The 26,668-nt window shown below is 39.7% G+C and carries 14 protein-coding genes; 7 read left to right on the top strand and 7 right to left on the bottom strand.

Going from position 1 to position 26,668, the window contains the following annotated elements; translation table 11 throughout:
* Position 1: 1 nt before the first annotated feature.
* Positions 2 to 1,765, bottom strand: coding sequence for a signal peptide peptidase SppA (sppA, locus tag HX109_RS03205; RefSeq protein WP_178949767.1), 1,764 nt, complete (start codon positions 1,763 to 1,765; stop codon positions 2 to 4).
* A gap of 126 nt (positions 1,766 to 1,891) precedes the next feature.
* Positions 1,892 to 3,481, bottom strand: coding sequence for a peptide chain release factor 3 (locus HX109_RS03210; protein WP_178954028.1), 1,590 nt, complete (start codon positions 3,479 to 3,481; stop codon positions 1,892 to 1,894).
* A 521-nt stretch (positions 3,482 to 4,002) separates the two neighbouring features.
* Between HX109_RS03210 and HX109_RS03215 the strand changes: the two genes are divergently transcribed.
* The 6 genes from HX109_RS03215 to HX109_RS03240 all read left to right on the top strand — a co-directional run bounded on the left by HX109_RS03215 (position 4,003) and on the right by HX109_RS03240 (position 18,641).
* Positions 4,003 to 6,456 (top strand): immunoglobulin domain-containing protein, encoded by a 2,454-nt coding sequence (locus HX109_RS03215; protein ID WP_178949768.1) that lies wholly within the window; start codon positions 4,003 to 4,005, stop codon positions 6,454 to 6,456.
* 179 nt (positions 6,457 to 6,635) lie between these two features.
* The gene (locus HX109_RS03220; RefSeq protein WP_178949769.1) at positions 6,636 to 8,699 is read left to right on the top strand and encodes a C-type lectin domain-containing protein; all 2,064 of its coding nucleotides are present in this window, start codon (positions 6,636 to 6,638) and stop codon (positions 8,697 to 8,699) included.
* Between the two features lie 313 nt (positions 8,700 to 9,012).
* A complete protein-coding gene (locus HX109_RS03225; RefSeq protein WP_178949770.1) occupies positions 9,013 to 13,815 on the top strand; it encodes a beta strand repeat-containing protein in 4,803 nt (1,600 codons plus the stop codon).
* A gap of 32 nt (positions 13,816 to 13,847) precedes the next feature.
* The gene (locus tag HX109_RS03230; RefSeq protein ID WP_178949771.1) at positions 13,848 to 16,106 is read left to right on the top strand and encodes an Ig-like domain-containing protein; all 2,259 of its coding nucleotides are present in this window, start codon (positions 13,848 to 13,850) and stop codon (positions 16,104 to 16,106) included.
* Positions 16,107 to 16,129: 23 nt separating this feature from the next.
* Positions 16,130 to 17,083: a type IX secretion system membrane protein PorP/SprF gene (locus HX109_RS03235; protein WP_178949772.1), complete on the top strand. Its 954-nt coding sequence runs from the start codon at positions 16,130 to 16,132 to the stop codon at positions 17,081 to 17,083.
* Between the two features lie 208 nt (positions 17,084 to 17,291).
* Positions 17,292 to 18,641 carry a Gfo/Idh/MocA family protein gene (locus HX109_RS03240; RefSeq protein ID WP_178949773.1) on the top strand — a complete coding sequence of 450 codons (1,350 nt, stop codon included), beginning with the start codon at positions 17,292 to 17,294 and terminating at the stop codon, positions 18,639 to 18,641.
* On the opposite strand, the gene HX109_RS03245 is transcribed toward HX109_RS03240, so the two are convergent.
* On the bottom strand, positions 18,638 to 19,351 hold the full coding sequence (locus HX109_RS03245; RefSeq protein ID WP_178949774.1) for a TIGR03915 family putative DNA repair protein: 714 nt from the start codon (positions 19,349 to 19,351) through the stop codon (positions 18,638 to 18,640). The genes HX109_RS03240 and HX109_RS03245 overlap by 4 nt on opposite strands.
* Before the next feature lie 222 nt (positions 19,352 to 19,573).
* Here HX109_RS03245 and HX109_RS03250 point away from each other — a divergent pair, with 222 nt between their 5' ends.
* Positions 19,574 to 20,338, top strand: a complete 765-nt coding sequence (locus HX109_RS03250) for a helix-turn-helix transcriptional regulator (protein WP_178949775.1) — start codon at positions 19,574 to 19,576, stop codon at positions 20,336 to 20,338.
* 139 nt (positions 20,339 to 20,477) lie between these two features.
* Here the strand turns inward: HX109_RS03250 and HX109_RS03255 are convergent, their stop codons facing one another.
* From HX109_RS03255 to HX109_RS03270, 4 genes are read right to left on the bottom strand one after another with little or no spacing between them, the layout of a single operon-like run.
* Complete coding sequence (locus HX109_RS03255) at positions 20,478 to 20,657, bottom strand: CPXCG motif-containing cysteine-rich protein (RefSeq protein WP_178949776.1); 180 nt, start codon at positions 20,655 to 20,657, stop codon at positions 20,478 to 20,480.
* 36 nt (positions 20,658 to 20,693) lie between these two features.
* Positions 20,694 to 22,016 carry a TolC family protein gene (locus HX109_RS03260; RefSeq protein WP_178949777.1) on the bottom strand — a complete coding sequence of 441 codons (1,323 nt, stop codon included), beginning with the start codon at positions 22,014 to 22,016 and terminating at the stop codon, positions 20,694 to 20,696.
* Positions 22,009 to 25,203 carry an efflux RND transporter permease subunit gene (locus HX109_RS03265; protein WP_178949778.1) on the bottom strand — a complete coding sequence of 1,065 codons (3,195 nt, stop codon included), beginning with the start codon at positions 25,201 to 25,203 and terminating at the stop codon, positions 22,009 to 22,011. The genes HX109_RS03260 and HX109_RS03265 overlap by 8 nt, the downstream gene beginning before the upstream one ends.
* Entirely contained in the window at positions 25,200 to 26,351 is a 1,152-nt protein-coding gene (locus tag HX109_RS03270) for an efflux RND transporter periplasmic adaptor subunit (RefSeq protein ID WP_178949779.1), read from the bottom strand. The genes HX109_RS03265 and HX109_RS03270 overlap by 4 nt, the downstream gene beginning before the upstream one ends.
* Positions 26,352 to 26,668 lie beyond the last annotated feature (317 nt).

Raw genomic sequence — 26,668 nt, forward strand, 5'->3', positions numbered from 1 at the left:
ACTATTTTATATTCATTTCAAAAGGCATTCTGGCTTGCAGTCCTTCTTTAGCGGTAAGCGATTTCATCTGCTGTAGAATCATGTACATCTCTTCCCCCAATTCTTCTTTAAGCAGTTCTTCTTTACTGTTTACAAAACCAAGACCTGAGAAGTTTTGTAATAGCTCCTCGATACTTGTTTCATAAACGGGATAATTTTTAACGGAATACTCTTTTACCCCATTGCTTTCTGCGGCATAGGCCACCGCCTCTTCCAAGCCTCCAATTTCGTCTACCAAACCTCTTTCCTTGGCCTGGATCCCTGTCCAAACCCTTCCTTGAGCTACACTGTCTACCGCTGCCATTTCCATATCCCTTCCTTCAGAAACACGCTTTAAGAATGTTTGATAGAAATCTTCAATCCCTTCTTTGGCATATTTTTTAAAATTGTCATTTTCTTTTTCAAAAACACTGTAAACGGTAGAATTTTCATTGGTATTTACCTGCTCTGCGTTAATGCCCCATCGATCTGCCAATTCGCTTACATTTGGAATGGTGGCAAAAACACCAATGGATCCAGTAATGGTAGAAGGTTCTGCAAATATTTTATCTCCTGCTACTGCCATGTAATAACCACCAGAAGCAGCCAAATTCCCCATAGAAACAATAACGGGTTTTACTTTTTTAGTAACTTCAATTTCCCTCCAAATAATATCGGAAGTCAATGCCATCCCTCCCGGGGAGTTGATACGCATAACAATGGCTTTTACCTTATCGTCTTCCCGTGCATCCCGAAGCGATTTAAACATAGTTTCTTGGCCTATATAATTATCGTTTCCTTTTCCATATCCAATTTCGCCCTGTGCGTAGATCACGGCAATTCTATCTTTTCCTGCCGTTTTTATCTTTTTGGATGCATATTCCGCATAATCCAAAATATTGATTTTATTGATCTCCTTGTCTTTATCGATCTCCAATTCCTTTCTTAGCAAGTCTTCATATTCATCAATGTAGCTCAATTTATCCACAAATCTGTTTTTCAATGCCATTTCTGGGGTTCGTGCCGCCAGTTCATCTGCAAAAGTATCAAGCTGATTGACTTCTATATTTCTACTCTCAGAAATATCCTTCAAATAGGTACCCCAAACAGATTCCAATAATTCGGTTATTTGCTCCCTGTTTTCGGCACTCATCTCGTTGTTAAGGTAAGGCTCTACCGCACTTTTATATTTTCCGTGGCGAATTACCTCCATTTTTATACCAGAATTTTCTTGGAGCTCTTTTAAATACAGAACCTCCGAAGAAAGTCCCCTAAAATCTAAGTTCCCAGTTGGGTTTAGAAAAATAGAATCTGCTACAGAAGCTAGGTAGTAATCTTTCTGAACAAAAATATCCCCATAAGCATATACAAACTTGCCAGATTCCTTAAATTTTGCTAAAGCATCGCGCAGGGTTCTGGTGTTGGCAGACCCCGTATTTAAAAAGGAATTGTGAATACTAATCCCTTTAATCTTATCGTCGGAAGCAGCTTCATTAATTGCCAGCAAGACATTATTCAAGCCATTGTATTCTTCAAACTTATAGTCGATATCGGTAAACTCATATTTCCCACCATAATCTTTTAATGGCTGGTCGAAGCTTATTTCTAAAACCGAATTGTCTTTTACCTTAATTGGCTCTTCGCTACTTCCAGCTACGGCCGCTATAATTACAAAAAGCATCACTACGATTCCCAACGCAATAAGGGTTCCCAGAATTGCTGCCAGTAAATTTCTTAAAAACTTCATCTTAGCTTAAAATTTAATTAAAACCACCTCTATAAGGCGAATAACAAATAACTCAAAAATATGGGATATTAACAACTTTTAGACCTAGTAGGTTTTTGCAATCTTTGAAGTCTAAGGAGATGTATTCTATTTATATTCTGAAACAAAATGAAGTTTTACACTTGGATATTTTTGCTGTGTCATTTGTATCGAAAAAGCAGAATCGGCCAAAAACACCAATTGTCCCTGTTTATCTTTAGCTAAAAACTTCTGTTTTACACGCTTAAACTCCTTAAATTCTTCACTGTTTTTATCTTCGGATTCTACCCAACAAGCTTTGTGTACCGGTAAGTTTTCATAGGTACATTTGGCACCATATTCATGTTCGAGTCGGTATTGAATAACTTCGTATTGAAGCGCTCCAACGGTACCAATAATTTTGCGGTTGTTCATTTCCAGAGTAAAGAGCTGTGCAACCCCTTCGTCCATGAGCTGTGTAATCCCTTTATCCAATTGCTTCGCCTTCATAGGGTCTGCATTATTGATATAGCGGAAGTGTTCTGGAGAGAAACTGGGAATTCCCCTAAAATTAAGTTCTTCCCCTTGTGTAAGTGTGTCCCCTATTTTAAAATTCCCCGTGTCGTGAAGCCCCACTATATCACCCGCATAGGAAACATCCACAATCTCTTTCTTTTCAGCAAAAAAGGCATTCGGACTCGAAAATTTGAGCTTTTTCCCATTTCGAACATGCAAATAGGGAGTATTCCGCTCGAAAGTACCTGATACTATTTTAATAAACGCCAAACGGTCGCGATGCTTGGGGTCCATATTGGCATGTATTTTAAACACAAAACCAGAAAACTCCTTTTCATTGGGGTCTACCAATCGTTCTTCCGATTTTTTTGGCAAGGGCGTTGGTGCAATTTCCACAAAACAATCCAACAACTCCCGCACCCCGAAATTATTAAGGGCCGATCCAAAAAATACCGGTTGTAAATCACCTTTTAAATATTCTTCCCTATCAAAATCAGGGTACACTTCATAGACCAATTCCAAATTCTCGCGGAGATCCTCTGCGGAATCCTTTCCGATGATCTTTTCCAGTTCCGGACTGGATACATCATCAAAAGCGATGGTCTCTTCAATATTTTTCTTACTATCCCCACTAAATAGGTTGATGTTCTTTTCCCAAACATTATAGATCCCTTTAAAATCGTATCCCATTCCGATAGGAAAACTCAAAGGGGTCACGCGTAGGTTAAGTTTTTGTTCCACTTCATCTAAAAGATCGAACGCATCTTTTCCTTCACGGTCCAATTTGTTAATAAACGCAATCATGGGGATATTGCGCATACGGCAAACTTCCACCAGTTTTTCGGTCTGTTCCTCTACCCCTTTTGCCACATCTATTACCACAATTACACTATCCACTGCGGTAAGGGTTCTAAACGTATCTTCAGCAAAATCCTTGTGGCCAGGCGTATCCAGGATATTAATTTTCTTGCCTTCGTAATTAAATGCCAAAACGGAGGTAGCCACAGAAATACCCCTTTGGCGCTCAATCTCCATAAAGTCACTCGTAGCACCTTTTTTTATTTTATTGCTCTTTACAGCTCCGGCCTCTTGAATGGCACCACCAAAAAGCAATAGCTTCTCTGTTAAGGTAGTTTTACCGGCATCTGGGTGGGAGATAATCCCGAAAGTTCTTCTTTTCTTAATTTCTTCTTCTAAACGCATGCTTATCCATTTAAGGACTGCAAAAATAATTGATTCTACGTCAAGCAGCATCATTTATCTAAATTTTTATACGTTATACAGTATTGCAAAAAATTAAACATTACCTACATAGCCCAATTACTTAGGTACATACGCCTCTTACATTAGTACATAGAGCATTTACATGACTACATTGCCCGCTTACAATGCTGCAAAAACCACTTACATCCCTGCATAGCCCATTTACACGGCTGCATAAACCACTTACATCATTGCATAAACTGTTAATTTTTTTTTACAGAATTATATTTTTAAAGGGAGCTTACTACTATAGAAAGTTCTATTAGCCCATAATTTTTAGAGTACATCTAACCTTTATACCGTTCATCGATAGTTTGCCGTTTTATAACTCTTATTTTATTACGAGACAATCTCTTGAAATACATTTGCATTACTGTTAACTTAATTTTAACATTTTAAAAAACCATTTCTAAAATTGCTTCGTAAGTAGTAAACAATGGAATTTTTAATCCTCAAAACCTATGCTTAATTACAAAGCCTCAAGATTTAACATCCCCGCTATAATTTCTTGTGTGATTTTTTTAGCACTTACACCCAAATTAGTTTCTGGCCAGACTCCCATCCAAACGATTAACGCCTCCTATGTAGATGTAAATAATAGTACCAACGATTACACCATAAAGGGAAATGGATCGCATCCCAACTATGCGACCTCTACAGACTATATTTTGGAATTTAGCACTTCTTCTACCACGGAAAATAATTACGAACTAAGTAAAACAGCTTCTTTTACTACGGGCACTGGAACAAGCGCTGTAACATATGATGCGGCTTTTTTGGTGGATAAATTTTTTGTAAGAAGAAAAGGATTGGTAGATGGCAACAGTAAAAGACAAATTCTATGGTTTGAGCGGGAAACAACAGATAACTCTACGAATACTCGCAAATTACGACCCACTTATGCAGGAAGTATCGAAGAATCTTTTAGAAGCTTACGTTTAAATATTGGATCAGACAATACTTTTGTAAACCCCACTGGCTCTGGGAGTGCCCAAGTTAACAACATAGAACGTTTCGATTATATAAATTCTGAAGGTATTTCCACAGCTACCCCACAAAATGCCGGTTTTGCGGTATTTGAAAGAAATGGAAACGACCCGTTTAAAATTGCCGCAGTGCTTTCTATTGATGGTGATGGAAACCCTACCTCTTTCGGACCTTTAAAAACAGTTGCTGCCGATAAATATGGGCCAACGGTACACGAAACCAGGTATGTTATTTTTCAAAGACAAGATGGGGATGCCCGAATGAAACCCGCTGAAAACGGAGGTCCGCAAAAGGTGGCCGGTGTATTCCTCAATTTAACTTTTTTAGGCATTGCAGCCAATCAAGTATTTTATGGATACATTATAATGCCCAACGATGTAACATCAACCGACTTTAACCAAAGCCCGACAAACACCAATTCTACTCAAGGTGGTATGGATGCCTATCCTGGAGGTGGATTTTACGACAGCGACGGTGGTTTACAACAGGTAAATGCCAATAACGATATAGATAACGATGGAATTCCAAATACAACCGATTTAGATGATGATAACGACGGGATTTTAGACACCAATGAAGGTTTGGACTGTGGGACCGCCAATCTGCGTAATGGCAAAGCCTTAAACACTGATTTTGGCAAGGATGCGCTTACCAACATTGCAACTTACAAAACGGTTAAAGTAGATGTAACCTCTACCCTTACTGCATCCGCCACCTTCAATAGTTTTAGGTTTGAAAGTGGTATTGCAGGAAATACAGAAGGGCTATTACTAAACACTTCCAACACCAATTTCGATAGTGCTCCAACAAATCATACATTTCAATTTAATGAACCAATAACAAACCTGGAAATTGATTTAGGGGATATCGACCAGAGTGATATTGTGGAAATTAAAGCCTTTAATGGTCCTAATCGTGTAAAACTCAGCAACAGCAATTTTATACTTCCACCTGCGGGGATCAATTACGATGGTTCCAAAACCTTATCGTCGAGCATTCCAATTGATTTAGATAAAACCTCTAGCGTAAACAATGCAAAATTGAGAATAGGACAGGCGATTGATAAATTGATTTTTAAAGTTGGTAAATCGGGACCAGCCGGAAATGTTCAAATTTCTTTCAGCAACATTAAATATTGCATTCCTACCGATACCGATCAAGATGGTATTTACGACTATTTGGATGTAGATAGCGACAACGACGGTATTTACGATGCCGTGGAAGCTGGACATGGACAAGATCAATCCAACGGCAGGGTTAATGGACTAGTAGGAACCGATGGAATCCCCAACAGTGTGCAGCCAGTTTCCCAGCCTAATGGCGGAACTGTTAATTACACCTTATTGAACAGCGATACAGACGGCAAAGCAGATTATGTAGATATTGACTCTGATGACGATGGATGTAATGATGTATTGGAAGCAGGATTTAAGGAAAACCCAGACAAACCTGGACAATTACTTGGTAACACAGTTAATAAAAACGGAGCAGTTGGGGGATTTGAAGCAGGAAAAGGTTACGTGACCCCTGCCGATAGAAATGCTAACAATGTTTTCGATTACAGGGAAGTGACTCCAAAACCTGTTATTACCACCCAACCCATAAGCAAGCAGATTTTTGCCGGAGATAGTACAACTTTTAGTTTAAGTGGAAATAATATTAACGCCTACCAATGGCAATTTTTAGACGGCACAGAATGGAAAAACATTACCAATGGGGGTGTTTATAGCGGTGCCACTACAAATACACTGACTATTACCAAAGCTCAAAAAAATTTAAATAACACAAAATTTAGGGTTTTTGTTAGAAACACAAATAATGCTTGCGGCGAAATTATTTCAAATGAAGTTACTCTAACGGTAAAAGTAAGAACCGTTATCACCAACCGAAATACTACCTACAGAGTTAATAATTACTTAATTATTTAGACTTTATCAAAAGTGTATTACAACGAAATTAACTGCGGATTAACAATAAATCTAGGAATATACTATGCACGCATAGTATATTTGTGTAGTTATTTTTCTGTTTAACAAAAATTTAACAAAACCGTATCTAAAATTTTTACGTAAGTATTTTAATAACAAAGATTACTAAACGAAAATTAATGAAGCAATTTTACTTTTTATATATTTTAGTTTTGCCCTTTTGCTTAACCGCTCAAAACCAACCACCCACAATTTCAGCTGAAAATTCGGATGGAGCTAGCGCTTATTGCCCGGGAACTTCAAGCAGAATTGCAAAAAATGTAATCATTACCAATAATGGTGGTGGGAACAGCCTTTCCGCAGCTTTCATTCAAATTACGGGAAACTACAAAACAGGTGATCGTTTAAATTTTACTAATACTTCAAAAATAACAGGAACATTTTCCAATAGTGAAGGTAAATTAAAATTATCGGGAGAAGCGACGTTTGCTGAATATAAAGCAGCGATTGAAAGTATCACTTTTACATCAACTGCTTCCTTTCTAGATGGATTGGGAAAAACTTTTTCCATTGTATTAAACGAAGCCAATTATCTAGAAAGGACTGGGCACTACTATGAGTACATTGCTAACGTGGGAATTACTTGGACAGCTGCAAGGACAGCTGCCGAAGGTAGAACATTATATGGGTTGAAAGGATATTTAGCGACTATTACGACTCCAGAAGAAGCTCAATTATTAGGAAAGCAAGCTCCCGGAGCTGGATGGATTGGTGGAAGTGATGCAGCTGTTGAAAACGTTTGGAGATGGGTTACAGGTCCTGAAGGAACGGAAAACGGAGGTACTGGAAGACAATTTTGGCAAGGTCTTTATGCAAATCACCCATCGACACCAGGAAGCACAACCGCCCCAGATAATTTTGCCTTTTGGAACAATAGGGAACCAAATCAGGCAGGAGATGAAGACTATGCTCACATAACTGCACCAGGGGTTGGTCCCGACGGCTCTTGGAACGACCTTTCCAATAGAGGTGCCAATAACGGTAATTACCAGCCAAAAGGATATTTAGTAGAGTATGGAGGAATGCCTGGCGATCCAGCAGCACCCCAAGTAGCAACAACTACAAAATTAACGGTAGAGAAAGTGGCTCCTACAGCTAGTAATCCGGCCGCAATAACCGCCAATTGTAAACCGCCTGCCCCAAATGTTAATGTAGTTCTAGATGAAGCAGATAACTGTACAGTTTCAGCTAACTTAATCGTACAATTTGTTTCTGATGTTGAAAACAACACGAATCCTAAAACGGTTACAAGAACGTACAGTATTACAGATAGAGCTGGAAATTCATCCACCGTAACTCAGAATATAACAATTAATGAACCCAGTGTGGACGCAGGTGAAGATCAAGAAGTTTGTAATGGCGATTCAGTTACCTTACCATCTACGATAACCAATGGTACCGCCCCCTACACCTATGAGTGGTCTACGAATGGTACTGTTGTTGGGAACTCTGCTACGATAAATACAATACCAAATGGTGATGCCGACAATAATGTAAATCTTGATTATACAATTACGGTAACCGATGCCGCTGGGTGCAGCTATTCTGACACTGTAAGGATTAGGGTGAAGTTTACGCCAGAAGCTTCTGTAACACCACAATCTGCTACCTGTGGGGAAGACAATGGGAGTTTTGTGTTCAACTTCCCTGATAAAAATAATAGGTCTAACATCTCTTTTAGTATTGACGGAGGTATTTCTTATAGTTCAATACCCGACAATAACGGAAGCTTTACTATAGGAGATTTGGCCCCTGGAGATTACGAATTATGGTCACGTTGGGGAAATAATGATTGCCCTATTAAATTAGGAGACTTTGAAATTGAGCGCACACCAGAAGTTTTGATAAACTCTCAGCCGAATAATCAAACTGTATTTGTAAACCAAGATGCCAAATTTTCCGTAGATATTGAAAATGCCGACACTTACCAATGGCAAGTTAGTAAGGATAATGGAGTAACTTTTAATAATATTTCAGATGGGATGGAATACGAAAATGTAAACACAGAAGAATTAACGGTGCTCAAACCAGATGTAGATAAAAACAAATATCAATATCGATTAACGGCCGAGGATAGCGCAAATAATTGCGAATTAATCAATTCTAATTCCGCCACCCTTACTGTACAATTAAGAACCGTAATAACGAATAGAAATCAAACTTACAGAGTCAATAAAAATTAATGCAGTTTACCCATGAAATATACACTTTATCCTACAGACAACATTATAAAGTTAGATCACATCATTTTTTACGCCAAGGCGCATTAATACAGTAATTTTGTACAAATAAGAACTTAATATAAACCTCAAAATAAATTAAAATGTTTAACACAACAAAAGGAAAATTATTAGTCTTGAAAATTTGATTCTATAGGCTCTTTAATTCCTGAAACATCACCTAAAAACTTATTGAAATTTTAATTGCTGTTCTACAGCAAAGGGATGTTGTTGTTTAAATTTTTAAAAAACTGTTGCTTAAAATAAATTTTATATAATGAAAAACGGAATTTTACTCATCGTATTGCTTATTTCAGGATTTGCGTTTTCTCAAACAACCGTAAACTTGGAAAACCAGTGTAATTGCACGGTACTTAAAGGCACCCAAGTAACTGGAGCCGGTGCTACTAGCCCTTCGGCCGACAGAGGAGATATCTATATCAATGAAAATACCGGAGTAATTTATTTCTGGAACGGAAGTTCTTGGGATTTGACTTCTGGCGATAAAGTTAAAAATCAGACTTTCGTGGTAAACACTACAGAAGGGACCTTGGTTTTAACAGATTCTGAAGGAGATAGCTTTGAAGTGCTTTTATCTGATATTGCAAGTGAAGTGGATACCAACACCACCAATGCTTCCCTTACTCAAGATGGAACAAATTTGATTTTAATTGATAGCGATAACAATGAAGTAACAATTCCTCTTTCAGACATTGCCGCGGCGACAGACACCAATACTACAAATAGCAGTTTTACTATTGAAAATTCTAGCAGCGAACTGGTAATCACTGATTCTGATGGAAACGATGTAAGGATAGCCTTGGCGGATATAGCCACAGCGGTAAATACTGATAATCAAGATTTAGCAAACGTTTTAAATGTAAACAATAATGCTGGAGGGCTCGTTATCACAAACCTTGGAGCACCTACCAATGACGCCGATGCCTCCACAAAAAAATACGTGGACGATGCCATTACCGCAAGCAACACGGCCGATGGTGATACAGACGCTACCAATGAAATTCAAACAATCGCTTCTGCCGACAACAGCGTTACCGCTACCATAGACGCAGACAACAATTACGACCTTTCGGTAAATGCCGAAAATACAGCCTTCACATCTGCTCAAGGCCTTACTTCAACAAATGTCCAAGATGCCATCGACGAAGTGGCTCAGGGAAGCTCAGACGACCAAACAGCCTCAGAGGTATCGTTTGACGACTCGACCGCTGCATTGGGAGCCTCAAATACACAAGCTGCGATTGAAGCATTAGCTGCCAGCAATGCTGCCGATAATGACACAGATGATGAAAACGAACTCCAAGACCTTTCCATATCAGGGAATGAGCTTAGCCTTAGCAATGACCCGACAGCAACGCCCATCGATCTTTCAGGCTATCTTGACAACACAGATGACCAGAACGCCTCAGAAGTATCGTTTGACGACTCGACCGCTGCATTGGGGGCCTCAAATACACAAGCTGCGATTGAAGCATTAGCTGCCAGCAATGCTGCCGATAATGACACAGATGATGAAAACGAACTCCAAGACCTTTCCATATCTGGGAATGAGCTTAGCCTTAGCAATGACCCGACAGCAACACCCATCGATCTTTCAGGCTATCTCGACAACACAGACAACCAAACGGCCTCAGAAGTGGACATCACGGCAATTACTGGAATTACCGCTACTAACGTTCAAGGGGCTTTGGAAGAATTGAATTCAAATAGCTCTGACGACCAGGCACTGACATTGGAAACAGGCAACATCCTGACCCTTGAGGACGGAGGAACCGTAAACCTTACACCCTTCCTTGACAATACAGACGAACAAGATCTTTCCATATCAGGGAATGAGCTTAGCCTTAGCAATGACCCGACAGCAACACCCATCGATCTTTCAGGCTATCTCGACAACACAGACGACCAAACGGCCTCAGAAGTGGACATCACGGCAATTACTGGAATTACCGCTACTAACGTTCAAGGGGCTTTGGAAGAATTGAATTCAAATAGCTCTGACGACCAGGCACTGACACTGGAAACAGGCAACATCCTGACCCTTGAGGACGGAGGAACCGTAAACCTTACACCCTTCCTTGACAATACAGACGAACAAGACCTTTCCATATCAGGGAATGAGCTTAGCCTTAGCAATGACCCGACAGCAACGCCCATCGATCTTTCAGGCTATCTTGACAACACAGATGACCAGAACGCCTCAGAAGTATCGTTTGACGACTCGACCGCTGCATTGGGGGCCTCAAATACACAAGCTGCCATTGAAGCATTAGCTGCCAGCAATGCTGCCGATAATGACACAGATGATGAAAACGAACTCCAAGACCTTTCCATATCAGGGAATGAGCTTAGCCTTAGCAATGACCCGACAGCAACACCCATCGATCTTTCAGGCTATCTCGACAACACAGACAACCAAACGGCCTCAGAAGTGGACATCACGGCAATTACTGGAATTACCGCTACTAACGTTCAAGGGGCTTTGGAAGAATTGAATTCAAATAGCTCTGACGACCAGGCACTGACATTGGAAACAGGCAACATCCTGACCCTTGAGGACGGAGGAACCGTAAACCTTACACCCTTCCTTGACAATACAGACGAACAAGATCTTTCCATATCAGGGAATGAGCTTAGCCTTAGCAATGACCCGACAGCAACGCCCATCGATCTTTCAGGCTATCTCGACAACACAGACGACCAAACGGCCTCAGAAGTGGACATCACGGCAATTACTGGAATTACCGCTACTAACGTTCAAGGGGCTTTGGAAGAATTGAATTCAAATAGCTCTGACGACCAGGCACTGACACTGGAAACAGGCAACATCCTGACCCTTGAGGACGGAGGAACCGTAAACCTTACACCCTTCCTTGACAATACAGACGAACAAGACCTTTCCATATCAGGGAATGAGCTTAGCCTTAGCAATGACCCGACAGCAACGCCCATCGATCTTTCAGGCTATCTTGACAACACAGATGACCAGAACGCCTCAGAAGTATCGTTTGACGACTCGACCGCTGCATTGGGGGCCTCAAATACACAAGCTGCCATTGAAGCATTAGCTGCCAGCAATGCTGCCGATAATGACACAGATGATGAAAACGAACTCCAAGACCTTTCCATATCAGGGAATGAGCTTAGCCTTAGCAATGACCCGACAGCAACACCCATCGATCTTTCAGGCTATCTCGACAACACAGACAACCAAACAGCCTCAGAAGTGGACATCACGGCAATTTCTGGAATTACCGCTACTAACGTTCAAGGGGCTTTGGAAGAATTGAATTCAAATAGCTCTGACGACCAGGCACTGACACTGGAAACAGGCAATATCCTGACCCTTGAGGACGGAGGAACCGTAAACCTTACACCCTTCCTTGACAATACAGACGAACAAGATCTTTCCATATCAGGGAATGAGCTTAGCCTTAGCAATGACCCGACAGCAACACCCATCGATCTTTCAGGCTATCTCGACAACACAGACGACCAAACGGCCTCAGAAGTGGACATCACGGCAATTACTGGAATTACCGCTACTAACGTTCAAGGGGCTTTGGAAGAATTGAATTCAAATAGCTCTGACGACCAGGCACTGACACTGGAAACAGGCAACATCCTGACCCTTGAGGACGGAGGAACCGTAAACCTTACACCCTTCCTTGACAATACAGACGAACAAGATCTTTCCATATCAGGGAATGAGCTTAGCCTTAGCAATGACCCGACAGCAACGCCCATCGATCTTTCAGGCTATCTTGACAACACAGATGACCAGAACGCCTCAGAAGTATCGTTTGACGACTCGACCGCTGCATTGGGGGCCTCAAATACACAAGCTGCGATTGAAGCATTAGCTGCCAGCAATGCTGCCGATAATGACACAGATGATGAAAACGAACTCCAAGACCTTTCCATATCAGGGAATGAGCTTAGCCTTAGCAATGACCCGACAGCAACGCCCATCGATCTTTCAGGCTATCTTGACAACACAGATGACCAGAACGCCTCAGAAGTATCGTTTGACGACTCGACCGCTGCATTGGGGGCCTCAAATACACAAGCTGCCATTGAAGCATTAGCTGCCAGCAATGCTGCCGATAATGACACAGATGATGAAAACGAACTCCAAGACCTTTCCATATCAGGGAATGAGCTTAGCCTTAGCAATGACCCGACAGCAACACCCATCGATCTTTCAGGCTATCTCGACAACACAGACAACCAAACGGCCTCAGAAGTGGACATCACGGCAATTACTGGAATTACCGCTACTAACGTTCAAGGGGCTTTGGAAGAATTGAATTCAAATAGCTCTGACGACCAGGCACTGACATTGGAAACAGGCAACATCCTGACCCTTGAGGACGGAGGAACCGTAAACCTTACACCCTTCCTTGACAATACAGACGAACAAGATCTTTCCATATCAGGGAATGAGCTTAGCCTTAGCAATGACCCGACAGCAACGCCCATCGATCTTTCAGGCTATCTCGACAACACAGACGACCAAACGGCCTCAGAAGTGGACATCACGGCAATTTCTGGAATTACCGCTACTAACGTTCAAGGAGCTTTGGAAGAATTGAATTCAAATAGCTCTGACGACCAAAAGGATTCAGAAGTCGAATTAGCAACACCAATAAATGTAGATGGTGATGGCGATCCAAATAATCCAACTACTAATCCAGAAACTAATGAAACAACTGTTCAAGAAGCACTAGTTGCCATGACCAAAGTAACGGCAAAAGCAGCTAGAATTTTCTATCCACCTTCAATAGCGTTAGATGCTTCAAGCACAGGACCTAAGCCTGACGTAAATCTTTATGCTGACTATGTAGACCAGTATGGAACACCTATGATTGCTAGTGGTGGAGCACCAGCTGCAATTCCAACCTATGCAGCTAATGAATTATATTACTATATCACTTATTACGATCAAGATGTTTTCGAAAATGTAAGTGTTTCTTCAACAGGTGTATTAAGTTATAGCGTAAAAGCTGTACCATCCGATTACAACTCATTGATCAACGTGGTATTCGTGGTAAAATAATTGTTTGATAAAACACTAAAAAAGAAATCATTTTGACACATCAAAATAAACATATCAAACAACTACTGCTGGGAGTTTTGCTGTTATTGGCATCTCAGGTAAGCGCGCAATTTATCTTGCAGGCACCCGAGACCAATGCCGAAGATGGTACCATTAGCAACTATCAGTGGTACGTGCTCGATGGAACTACCAAACAAACCATGGGAACTGCTTCTTCACAGGAGATTTTTATTCCGGGTGTTTACTTCGCTACCTACGACGGAACGAAATGCGGCACTAACGCCACTACTTATTTTATAGTGACCTATTGCGACGCTCCTGATAATGAGGTAACGCTAGATGTTTCTCAAAGTGTAAGCGGGAACAGTACGGTAGATTGGAATAGAACTGAAATTCCAGATGGAACGGTAAATCCGGTTGTAACAGCCACTAAAAATCTCGAAAAATACGTGGCCAGGGTTACAAAGGCTGGAAACACTAAAGACCTCCCAGCGTTTACGGTTGTTTGTTTAAGAGAGAAATTTGATTTGGTAGACGATATTGTAGCTTCGGTACAAAACTCGGGTACTATCATCAATATGTTGGATAACGATACAGCGATTCCTTCCATCGGTTCCTTCGTGCTTACACAGCCAACAAACGGAACTGCCAGAATAAACAATAATGGTACGCCCAATGACCCAAGTGATGATACAATTACTTATATCCCGGGAACCAATTTTAATGGAACGGATGAATTTACCTATTCGCTTACCATTATAAATTCGGATAATAGCGAAATGACCGGAACTGCTACTATTACTATCGATGTACTCAAAGCGGTTAACGATCGATTGGTGGTTTTGGAAGATAGCCAAGCTGGTCGAGACAATCAAATAGATGTAAGTGCAAACGATAATATTGGGGCTAACGGTGGAATGACAGACAGTTATGCCTTAACAACAGCACCAAACAACGGTTCGGTTACCGAAATTTCAGATGGCATCTTTGAATACGTGCCAAATCCAAATTACAATGGGATGGATAGCTTCACCTATTCCTTAACGGATGCTTCAGGAAATACGGTTTTTGGAAATGTTTCTGTGGAAGTAACTCCACAGAACGATGCTCCCATTGCTGTTGATGATGATTTTTCCATTCCGGCGAATACGGAAACTGCTTTAAATGTATTAAAAAACGATAGAGATCCCGATGGTGATTCCTTCAGCATTGAAGATTATACCCAACCTGCGCATGGAGAACTAATTTTACAAGATGGGCAATTGCTCTATTACCCGGACCTGGATTACGAAGGCGCAGATAGTTTTACCTATACCATCACTGATGGAGATCTTGTTTCTAATTCAGCAACAGTTACGCTAAATGTGGAGGGAATGGAGAATAATGATGTAGTTTTAAGGGATGATGAAGCAACTACCCTGGAAGACACTTCAGTTTCCATCAACATTTTAGAAAATGACGATATAAATATTGCGAATTTTAGGGTTACCATTGAGGAAGGATCCAATGATACAAGTGCTAAAATAGACGTTCAGGATAAAGGAAATACAATTGAATATACTCCAGAACCAGATTTTGTTGGTACCGCAACTTTTAAATATATTGTGGAATATACCGATAGTAATGGCATTGAAAGAACCGAAACAGCTGTGGTAACTATAACTGTTACACCGGTACAAGATGTTGAGGATGATTTTGCTGAAGTAGACTCTTCTTTCCCTTTCGAAGAAATTATCGATGTATTTGCTAACGATAGTTTTAATGAAGAGACAAACTTGAGTATTACAAATATTTCAAATCCGCAAAATGGTACAGTTACCATCAATCCAGACAATACCTTGTCTTATATAGTAAACCAAGGTTTTCAAGGAAACGATGTCTTTACCTACACCGTAAGGGTTACACATAGTGACGGAAGCTTTAATGAAGAACAAGGTACGGTAACCGTAAGTGCACAGGAAAATAATCCGGCGCCACCTCCACCAGAGGAAGAAATTCAAGTACACCAATTGGTATCACCAAACGGGGATGGACAAAATGATGAACTTAAAATTTATGGAATTGAGAACTATCCAAACAACTCGGTTAAAATTTTTAACCGTTGGGGGGTATTGGTTTTCGAAACGGAAGGTTACGGACAAGGAAACAACGTTTTTAGAGGGTATTCCCAGGGACGGGTTACAATTAGTCAAAAAAATAAATTGCCTGTAGGAACATATTATTATGTTATTGATTACATTAAAGATCAAAACACTAAAAACATGGCAGGTTATATCTACATCAATTATTAAAAGGTGTAGTAAAAAGTATTAAAATGAAGAATTCTAAACTATTATTTTTTGTATTGATCATTACTGCTGCCCAGTCTATTTTTGGGCAACAAGATCCTCAATACACGCAATATATGTACAATACCATGAGCATAAACCCTGCCTACGCTGGTAGTAGGGGAATGCTGAGTGCTACTGCATTATATCGCAACCAATGGCTAGGTTTAGATGGTGCTCCAGAAACACAAACCTTAAATGTGCATTCGCCAATTAGACGTAGTAATTTGGGAGTAGGTCTTTCAATAATAAACGATCAACTCGGGGATGGGGTTAGTCAAGAAACTTTCTTCGATGCAGATATTTCTTATACCATCCAAACATCCTATCAAGGGCGTTTATCATTCGGATTAAAGCTTGGTGGAAGTCTTCTGAACGTAGATTTTACCAAATTGAACCAGTACGACGATGTAGAGCTTACAGGACAAAATAATATCGATAACAAGTTTTCTCCTAACATCGGTGCTGGAATCTATTATCATGCAGATAAATACTATGTCGGTCTTTCTGTTCCCAATATGTTAACAACGCAATATTTCGACGAATCCAACAACTCAAATAATGGAAGCACCTCCTATATTGCCCAATCCAATGTACATTATTATTTAATGGGAGGTTATGTTTTCGATCTAGATTATCGCTGGAAATTCAAGCCAGCCATGCTTACCAAATTTGTGTCTGGAGCGCCTTTACAGGTAGATCTATCAGCTAACTTTTTATACGATGAAACCGTAACATTTGGTGTAGGATATAGATGGGGGGCTGCCGTTACTGGAATGTTAGGTTTTCAATTAACCGAAGGCCTTGCCGTAGGTTTGGCTTACGACAGGGAGGTAACAGCTTTAGGGGGAACTCAATTTAACAGTGGTACCGTGGAAGTATTTCTTCGATATGAATTTTCAAGAAACTACAAGCGTGTTACAAGTCCGAGATTTTTCTAAGAATTTCCCGGCACTATGCTAAGTATCAAAATTTCAGCGTCTACAAACTGAACACTTTCAGGTAATCTAAAATTATCAAAATTCAATTTAAATCTTTCATTCTTCTGTTAAAAGCATTAGAAAAATTAATTATTTCCATTTTTGTCTTTAAATTCAGCTTCAAATAACTTAAAGTCATTTTGACAACTTGAACGTAAAGACACCATAAATGAAAAACAACAACTCGAGAAGAAATTTTCTTCAAAAATCGGCACTTGCCACAGCAGGGCTTAGTATTCCAAGTTATGTAAACGCAAACAGTCTAACATCCTTATTCTCTAATGTAGCGCCAAGCGACCAGCTCAATTTTGGGGTTATTGGGTGTAAAGGAATGGGTTGGAGCGATATGAAAGCACATCTTAACATTCCTGGGGTAAACTGTATTGCTTTAGCCGATGTTGATGAAAATGTGTTGGATGACCGCGCCGCTAACGCCAAGGAATTAACAGGTAAAAAACCAAAATTATATACCGATTATAGAAAGATGCTCGATAATAAAGACATCGATGCAGTCATTATCGGCACACCCGATCATTGGCATTGTTTAAATTTCGTCGATGCCTCCAATGCCGGGAAACATGTGTATGTAGAAAAACCATTGGCAAATAGCATAGAAGAGTGTAATATTATGGTAGATGTTGCCAAAAGGAACAACACCATTGCACAAGTGGGCCAGTGGCAACGTAGTGGTACGCAATACGACGAAGCCATAAAATATGTGCAATCTGGAAAACTGGGAAAAATACGCTTGGTTAAGTGCTGGTCGTATCAAGGTTGGATGAAACCCGTTCCCGTTAAACCGAATACACAACCACCAAAAGGGGTAGATTATAAAATGTGGTTAGGGCCAGCTCCAGAAAGACCTTTTAACGAAAATAGATTTCACTTTAACTTCAGATGGTTCTGGGATTATGCTGGCGGACTTATGACCGACTGGGGGGTTCACGAAATTGATATCGCCCTCTATGCCATGAATGCCAAAGCACCAAAATCTGTAATCGCTTCTGGTGGAAAATTTGCTTATCCAGACGATGCTTCTGAAACCCCAGACACTTTACAGACGGTTTACGAGTACGATGATTTTTCGTTGTTATGGGAGCACGGCGTGGGAATTAGCAATGGAAACTATGGAAAATCTGAAGGTATTGCTTTTATAGGAAATAAAGGAACTTTAGTGGTGAACCGACAAGGATGGGAAGTTATCCCAGAAAGCGAAAATGTGAACGGTGAAAAAGTTTTAAAAACCGAAAAAGTAGAATTCACACCTGGAAAAAATAATGCCTTGGAGGTACACGCCCAAAATTTTGTTAGCGCCATTAAAGGAGAAAAAGTAAAATTAAATTGCGGGATCGAAACAGGGAGTATTGCCGCCATAAACGCCCATATGGGAAATATCGCATTTAAAACCGGAGAAAAAATTTATTGGGACCCACAAAACGGACAGTTTAAAAATAGCGATAAGGCAAACGAATTGATTAAGGCTACCTACCACAATGGATGGAAACTACCAAAGGTCTAGGTAAGTAATTCTTTTTGCTTTCCCATCTTATTTCCACCAAAATTGGAAAGTGGCTTATTTTGCAAACTCACATACATTAAAGCACTTGTGTCTTTTGCAGCCTCCAATATTTTTGCTTGGCGTTCTGGTGTTATTTTTATTTGTTTTATTTCCTCTAGATTATAAAACAAAGCATATCCTCTACGTTTGTCTAAAATAAGCCACTCTTTATTACCATTCTTTCTACGGAAGTAATTACCAACTAAAGGAAGCATATCGAAACCAGAGTTAAGAACAGCCACTTCCATCCCCTCCGAATTACCATTAAATTGTAAGAAATTTTGAATATGGTGCATTTCCCTGGTTACCATTCTTGCCACTTGAGATACACGCAATGCATTAACATTGGATACATCTGTGGCCATAAAAGATTCTGAAGCATACACATGGATTATATAGCGTAACAAAACATCCTCAGTGCCCTTAATTTCGCTTAAAAATGCTTTATACAGCTCATTGGCCCAATGCTTCCCTATTTTTACTTCCAACGATTTCCAAACACGCTTGGCATGTTTATCGGATGATGGAACTTCGATTCCTTGAGAAAACATATCTGGATTGTAATGCTTAGGCTTTACAATGGAAACTTCTTGAAGGTTGTCTTCAAACACGGTATAAACTGCCGATAAAAATCCGCTAAAGCTACCGTCGTAAATTAAAATAGTTTTCATATTCGAAATGTTTTTAGAAAATAAGGTTTTGGCCAACCAGTTTCTCATTTTTGGAAATATTCCAATATTAAATGTGGATTGCTTCATTTCTTTCCTTAAATTCGTTTAAAATTCAGTAACAATCATTCAAATATATGGAATAATTCCTAATAAAAGGAAAAAATCCAAATATTTTTTTATATTTACATTGCATTTTGTGCTATTCACACATCAATAGAACTTATGAAATCGAGTTTACCCATAGAAATTTTAAGATTTAAGGAATTACGCGAAAGCCTGGACCACACCCAGCAGAGCTTTGCTGAGCAACTAGGCATAAAGAATTCTACTGCCGATATCGAAAGGGGAAAATCAAAAATATCTGGTGCTATTTTGGTTGAGCTTATGGAAAAATTCCAAATCAACCCTCTTTGGCTCTATGGAAAGAGCAATCGTAAAAAATTGGACACTACTATTAATACTTCTCCAAAAGTAATAACGGTAACTCCAGATAATAACGATGGTATTGTTTTGGTAAATGTAAAAGCGGCAGCGGGCTACCCACACAACCTTCAAGATCTCGATTGGTACGAAGAGCTCCCGGCCTTCTCCCTACCCCTCCCCGAATATAGAAACGCTACCTATCGTGGGTTTCAAGTACAAGGAGATAGTATGCTACCAGGTCTTTATCCAAAAGAATGGGTTTTAGGAAAGGCGGTAGAAAGTATTTCCCAACTTTCCAACAACACTATATGTGTAGTGGTAATGCATGACAGTGTATTGGTAAAAAAGGTACAAATGCACAGCACCGACGAAAAATTATCGCTCATTTCATTGAACCCAGAATACCCACCAATAACCATTGATGCTTTTCAAGTACAGGAGTTGTGGGAAGTGACCAGTAAAATAAGCGCTGAATTTGATGAAAACGCAGGTAATTTGGCACTTTCGCAAATTCAACAGTCCTTGTCAGATCTAAAAAATGAAATTAACCAACTTAAAAAATAGATATTCATCTAACCTCTATTTGTATTTAAAATCCTTGAGCTCGCATTTAGAATGGCTTTTATCCGTGTGATTATTATCCCACTTAATTTTATTAAACTTTAAAAGAAAACAGGCTCTTTGAAGTAAAAAATTAGAAACTTTATTGCTCGATACTGTCTGCGGAAAAACTGACCAGCTCCCCTTCTTCAAAACGCATCCTAACTTCAATAGGATTGCAACATACTTCGCAATCTTCTACGTAAGTCTGGTTAACGGAAGGATCTAGCAGCATGGAAATTTCTTCCCAGCAATACGGACATTGAAAAAAATGTTCAAACATAAAGCTAAGTTCTAAAACTTAGAAGAGAATAACAACTTAAAAATCTACATTTAAAATCTGCCCGCTTACTTGTAAAACTTCTAGTTCGGCCAATTTTGCAGTATACTTTGCCTGATTTTTTGCGAGGACAGCATTCAATAAATTTATTTGAGCTTGGCGAAATTCTAAATTGGTAGCGGTACCAAACTTATAACGCTCTTCGGTTCTGTTAAAATTGTTCAAGCTGGTTTTTACATTGGTTTCTTGGGTTTTTAAAATAAACAATGCATTTTGATAGGTTTCCCAAGCATTTCTAATATCCCGTTCTACCGTTAAGTTTACCTGCTTTTTTTGCAATTCTTGATTCTCGTAGTGAATTTTTGCATTTTTGTATTGGGTAATAGTTCTTCCACCATCAAACAAATCCCAACTAAGGTTTAAACCGGCGGCCAAACCACTTGTGGTATTCTCTATGGTAAATGCCAATGGATTGTCGTTCTGGTTCTGGTTCCAGCCATAAGATCCCGTTAGCCCTACGGTCGGTAAAAATCCGCCACGGGTGGTCTTAATAGCATATTCGTTAATTAATATTCCTTTTTCTGCCTGTAGCAACACCACATTGTTTTCTTTGGCTTGATTGAGCATATCTTCCATTACCAATCCCGGTGTAAACGTAACCAAAGTATCCACTTCAAACTGTGTTGCCAGGTCCCGGTTCATAATTAAATTGAGGTCTCGCTTAGTATTTTTTAAAACCTGTTCCGCTTGCAACAAATTGATACTGTCGGTATTTACATCCACTTCAGCATTTAAAACATCCAGACCCGTATTTTGGCCATATTCAAATTGATATTTTATACGTTTCAGTCGGTCTTTGGAAATTTCCAATGCCTGTTTTAGATTGGAAGTATTTTCTGTTAAACGGGCCACTTCGTAATACACACTAAAAAGTTGAAGAATGGTAGTCTCAATGGTTTCCCTTGCTTGCAATTCAGTAAGATTAGACTCTTCCTTTAAAGATTTGTAGTTGTAAAATCTGCCTAAACCATCAAAAAGTGTATAATTTAAATTTACCGATGCGTTATATCTTCGGCTTTCCACACCATCTGCAGACCTTACCTCGCCATTGGCAAGCTGTCCCTCGGTATTTTCCCTATTAAAATTGGCGCCGGCATTACCTGTGAGTGTTGGCAGGTATCCGCTATTTAAAACCCCCGCATTATTATCTGCGATTTCCGTATTATTATTAGCCACTTTTATTCCCAAATTGTTATCCAATGTATAAGAAATAGCTTCCTGTTTGGTAAGCAATTCTTGCGAACTAACTTGGTACCAACCCAATAATACACTTAAAACTAATAGAAACTTTACTTTACTCATGCGTTTCAGCCTTTTGTTCTTTTACCGCCCTCTCTACGTCTCTAGGTTTAACTTTTTTCCCACTCTTTAACCACACTGCAGAAACCTTAATTCGGTTGCTAAGTGAAATTAATATAGGCAACATTAACAAGGTTAATAAGGTTGCAATGGCAATTCCGAACGAGATGGAAATCGCCATCGGTTTTAAAAATTGTGCTTGGCGGCTCTTTTCAAATAATAAAGGTGCCAATCCTGCAATAGTGGTAATTGATGTTAAGAAAATAGCTCTAAATCGTGATTTCCCCGCCAATAAGATAGCGTGCGAATAACTTTTTCCTTCCCTTAAAAATCCGTTGAACTTCTCAATCAAAACGAGTCCGTCGTTCACCATAATCCCTATTAAGGCGATTATTCCCAACATGGAAAGTACGTTAATAGGAAACCCTAGTAACCAATGCCCCCATGCAACCCCAATTAAACTAAAAGGAATCATAAATAACAATAAGAAGGGCTGGCTATAACTGCGGAAGGTAAATGCGATTACCGAATAGATAAGAAAGATGATTACCGGAAATACTTTTCCTGCTGAATCGGATAGCTTTCCTGCTTCTCGATTTTGACCTTCGTAAGAAGCCGTAACCGTGGAATAAAGTGATTGTAATTCGGGCATTATATTATTCTGAATATCTGCCAAGACATCAGTTGCGCTGGCATCGGGATCGCTTAAATCTGCTTCTACCCGAATCTCCCTAATTCCGTCTAAATGCGCTATCGATTCGTCTCCTCTTTCAATAGTGTAATTGGCAATTTCACCAAAAGGCACACGTTCTCCCGTAGGGGTTACCAAACGCATTTCATCCAAATCGTTAATGGATGCCCTGTTGGACTTATCGTACCGAACCCAAACGCGAATTTCATCTTGACCCCGTTGGAAACGCTGCGCTTGAAAGCCGAAGAAACCACTTCGCACCTGTCGCATGACACTACCTAAATTTAGCCCCAATGCATAGGCACTTTCTTTAAGCTCTATTCTTATTTCTTTTATTCCCTCGGGATCGGTATCGATAACATCCTTAAGAATAGGTTTCGCGATTAATCGCTCCTTAAGAAACTCCTTGGCTTGTTTAAGTTCCTCACGATTGTTCCCCAATAACGAGACAGATACCGGCTTTCCACCAAAATTACCGCCAGAGCCAAAGGTTAAACGCTCCACTCCATAAACTTCCCCTACCGTATCCCGTATGCTGTTGGTAATTAAATACGACTCAAAATCCCTTTCTTCTCCTGGTAATAGGTTAATATTTAAGGAAGCTTTGTTGGTTCCTGGACCTACTCTTTTAATTACATTTTCTATTACTTCCTTGTTGCCTGTTTGTCGTGCCTTGTATTTTTCATTTACTTTCCATACGTTTTCTTCAACCATGGTAATAATAGAGTCTGTAACTCGTGGATTGGTTCCCTCTGGCATTAATAAATCTACGGAAACACGGTCACTGGCTACGTTTGGAAATAAAGTAGTACCTATAATACCTCCACCGATAGCTCCAATGGTAATGATAAAAAACATGGCAAAAATAGAAAATGCCAGTATTTGATGGCGCAATGAGAATTTTAAAACCGGACTGTAAAATTTATCCCTTAAAAAATCCATCATCTTATCGCCATATTTATTGACTTCCCGCATTTTTCTAAAAAAGCGTTTTACCATGGACTCATTTTCAATGTCTTCATTTTTTTCGCGTATCAAAGCTTTGGAATGTGCTATGTGCGCTGGTAAAATAATTAACGCCTCCAAGAGGGAAACGGAAAGTGTAATGATTACCACCGTGGAAACTTCAGCAAAAAACTCCCCAATCCTACTATCTAAAAAGAGGAACGTGGAAAATGCCAATACGGTGGTTAAAATAGCAGATATAATGGGCGGCAACACCTCCATGGTCCCATCGATAGCAGCTTTTATGGGTGATGAACCTTTCTCGTAATGCTGATAGATATTTTCAGCAATTACAATTCCGTCGTCCACCAAAATCCCGATTACGATAATCATTCCAAAAAGGGAAAGTACGTTGATGGTTACATCGAATAATCCTCCAAAAATAAACAAGCCTAGAAACGATATGGGCAAACCAAAGGCTACCCAAAACGCCAATCTGGAATTAAGAAATAGCGATAAAAATATCAAAACCAATAAAATCCCCTGCCAGGCGTTTTCTGCCAACAATGCCGTTCGCTGTTTTAAACGAATGGAGGAATCGGAAACCACATCCAGCTTTACGTTATTGTATTTGCTGTTAAACTCTTCTATATAGTCATTAACTTTATCGGCTGTAGATATGAGGTCTTCACTATTTGTATTACTTATGGTAATATTTACGGCCAAATTCCCATTGAAATAAGATGCATTCGGATTTTCCTCGAAACGATCACGAACCTCGGCCACATCGCGCAACCTTACAATCGTTCCATCTGGCAATGCTTTTACAACTATGTTATTGAGTTCGTCCCCATAATAAGAGCGGTTGTTGGCGCGTATAAGATATTCTTCATCATCGGTTTTTATATTTCCACCGGTTACCAGCAAATTAGTTTCCGAAACAGAAGCCGCAACTTCAGAAAAAGTGAGGTTGTATGCTAGGAGGTCGAGTTCCCGTACGGCTATTTCTATCTCTTCCTGAGGAAATCCTGTTATTTCTACCTGCGAGAGGCCATCAAAACGGCGCATGTCGTTCTCTACATCCCTGGAAATTTTCTTCAGCGTAGCTAAGGAAACATCATTTCCACTAACTGTGAAGCTTATGGTTTCTCTTATACTTTCTTGTTTACCTACAATTAAAGGCTCCATACCAGATGGAAAAGTAGGCACTTGGTCTACCGCATTTTTAACCTCCAAAAGCATAAAGTCTATATCGTACCCTTTCAAGATCTCTACGGTAATAGAACCACCATTTTCGCGGGAAGTAGAAGTAACCCGGTCGATCCCTTCTATCCCTTTTAAATTGTCCTCGATTTTAATTACAATCCCTTCTTCTATTTCCTGGGGAGCGGCACCAGGATAGGTGACGTTGATATTGATTATTTTAGAATCTATTAATGGAAAAAAGGAAGATTTTAAGGTTAGGGCCCCAATAATCCCGAAAATAGCAAAAGCAATAATGAGCACGTTTACGGCTACATCGTACTTTATAAAATAGGCTAATAATTTTCTCATTCTGCGGCCGCTTTAATAGTATCATTCCCATTGGGAACTTCTTCATTGGAAACCTTTACAACCATCCCTGGATAGGCTCCCGGAATAGGTTTAGTGATTATTTTTGTGCCATCGGGAACTTCTTGAAGTACTACTTCCCTATCAGAATAAAAAACAGGTTTTACATCTACCAATTCCAACACAGTATCCTTTACCGCATAAATGTGGGATTGATCCACCATTAAAGAGCGATCTATTTTTATAGCATCTGGTTCGTCTTTAGCAACCAGACTGGCTTCCACATACATCCCTTCTTTAAGGTTTTCTCCCTTAACCTCTATAAACACTTTTACGGTTTGCGTAGCTTGGTTTACTTTACCATTGATCCTGCTTACTTTACCTTTCCATGTTTCGGTGTGGTCTAAATTGGAGAGGGTAACTTCTTCGCCCTCCTTTAGAAAGCGGTTGTAGGATTTGTTAACCGCTACCTCCATTTCGTACACCTCTGGATCGATAAATTCCCCCAATTTTTGTCCGTTTCTTATTAAAGTCCCTTCATTTACCAATGCTTCCGTTAAGACTCCATCAAAAGGAGCTACAATAGTGTACTTACGCAGGCGCTGCTCTAAGTTTTTTAGATTGAAAAATGCTGTATTAATGCCCCTGCCTATGATAAAATTATTTACCTGAGCCGTCGAAGATTCTGGCAAAGCTGGAGTAGGCTCATCCATTTTAAAGTCATTTAAATAAGATTGCCACTGCGGATATACTTCGGGATAATCCAAACGAAGGTCTGGCATTATGGAAGTTATCAAGTTTACAAAACTACTTTTTTGAGATTGTACCGAAGCATAGAACTCGGCATTGTCTATTTGCAGTAAAATACTACCCTTAGGGTAGGTTTGACCTTCTTTAAAAAGTCGACTGCTTTTTTGAAAAACACCTTGGACTTCAGAATAAATTTCAATGCGATGTTTGGCCTCGAGATTCCCGTTGTTGGTAATAACGATAGGGATATCCTTATTTTCTACTGTTTCAACAAAAACCGTTTTTACCACTTTCTGCACATTTCCAGTGGGCTTTTCTTTGTTATCGATTAAATAGTTGGCTACAAAAACCGCAAAAACGATTAAAAGCACCCCTAAAATCCCAAGTATAATTTTTCTCATGTTAGTAGCATAGTTAACAACCTCTGGGCGAGCCCTTGAGGTATAGAAATGTGATTTTTTTAAAAAGTTCCGATACCTTCTCAACCTACTCCAGGTTTATAAGAGTCATAAATTTTTAAATCTCACTTTGTGAGCAAAGCACAAAACTATCTATATAGAAGTGGGAATAAGGTTAAAGATTTCTTAAAAATGAAAAGAAATCTTAAAAACAAAGATCCAAGTTTGAACCGAGAAAGTGGAATAAAAAAAAGAGTGCCGGCTAGGCCAACACTCTGTAAATCAATCAAACAAACTAACTAAAATATGGAACTAAATTC

Origin of the sequence: Galbibacter sp. BG1 (assembly GCF_013391805.1) — a bacterium.
Classification (GTDB): domain Bacteria; phylum Bacteroidota; class Bacteroidia; order Flavobacteriales; family Flavobacteriaceae; genus Galbibacter.

What these genes read in the sequence shown, in the direction of transcription:
- HX109_RS03260 (WP_178949777.1), bottom strand. Translation starts at nt 22,016, where the DNA reads ATGAGTAAAGTAAAGTTTCTATTAGTTTTAAGTGTATTATTGGGTTGG.
- HX109_RS03240 (WP_178949773.1), top strand. Translation starts at nt 17,292, where the DNA reads ATGAAAAACAACAACTCGAGAAGAAATTTTCTTCAAAAATCGGCACTT.
- HX109_RS03270 (WP_178949779.1), bottom strand. Translation starts at nt 26,351, where the DNA reads ATGAGAAAAATTATACTTGGGATTTTAGGGGTGCTTTTAATCGTTTTT.
- HX109_RS03235 (WP_178949772.1), top strand. Translation starts at nt 16,130, where the DNA reads ATGAAGAATTCTAAACTATTATTTTTTGTATTGATCATTACTGCTGCC.
- HX109_RS03225 (WP_178949770.1), top strand. Translation starts at nt 9,013, where the DNA reads ATGAAAAACGGAATTTTACTCATCGTATTGCTTATTTCAGGATTTGCG.
- HX109_RS03255 (WP_178949776.1), bottom strand. Translation starts at nt 20,657, where the DNA reads ATGTTTGAACATTTTTTTCAATGTCCGTATTGCTGGGAAGAAATTTCC.
- HX109_RS03265 (WP_178949778.1), bottom strand. Translation starts at nt 25,203, where the DNA reads ATGAGAAAATTATTAGCCTATTTTATAAAGTACGATGTAGCCGTAAAC.
- HX109_RS03210 (WP_178954028.1), bottom strand. Translation starts at nt 3,481, where the DNA reads ATGCGTTTAGAAGAAGAAATTAAGAAAAGAAGAACTTTCGGGATTATC.
- HX109_RS03250 (WP_178949775.1), top strand. Translation starts at nt 19,574, where the DNA reads ATGAAATCGAGTTTACCCATAGAAATTTTAAGATTTAAGGAATTACGC.
- HX109_RS03215 (WP_178949768.1), top strand. Translation starts at nt 4,003, where the DNA reads ATGCTTAATTACAAAGCCTCAAGATTTAACATCCCCGCTATAATTTCT.
- HX109_RS03220 (WP_178949769.1), top strand. Translation starts at nt 6,636, where the DNA reads ATGAAGCAATTTTACTTTTTATATATTTTAGTTTTGCCCTTTTGCTTA.
- sppA (WP_178949767.1), bottom strand. Translation starts at nt 1,765, where the DNA reads ATGAAGTTTTTAAGAAATTTACTGGCAGCAATTCTGGGAACCCTTATT.
- HX109_RS03245 (WP_178949774.1), bottom strand. Translation starts at nt 19,351, where the DNA reads ATGAAAACTATTTTAATTTACGACGGTAGCTTTAGCGGATTTTTATCG.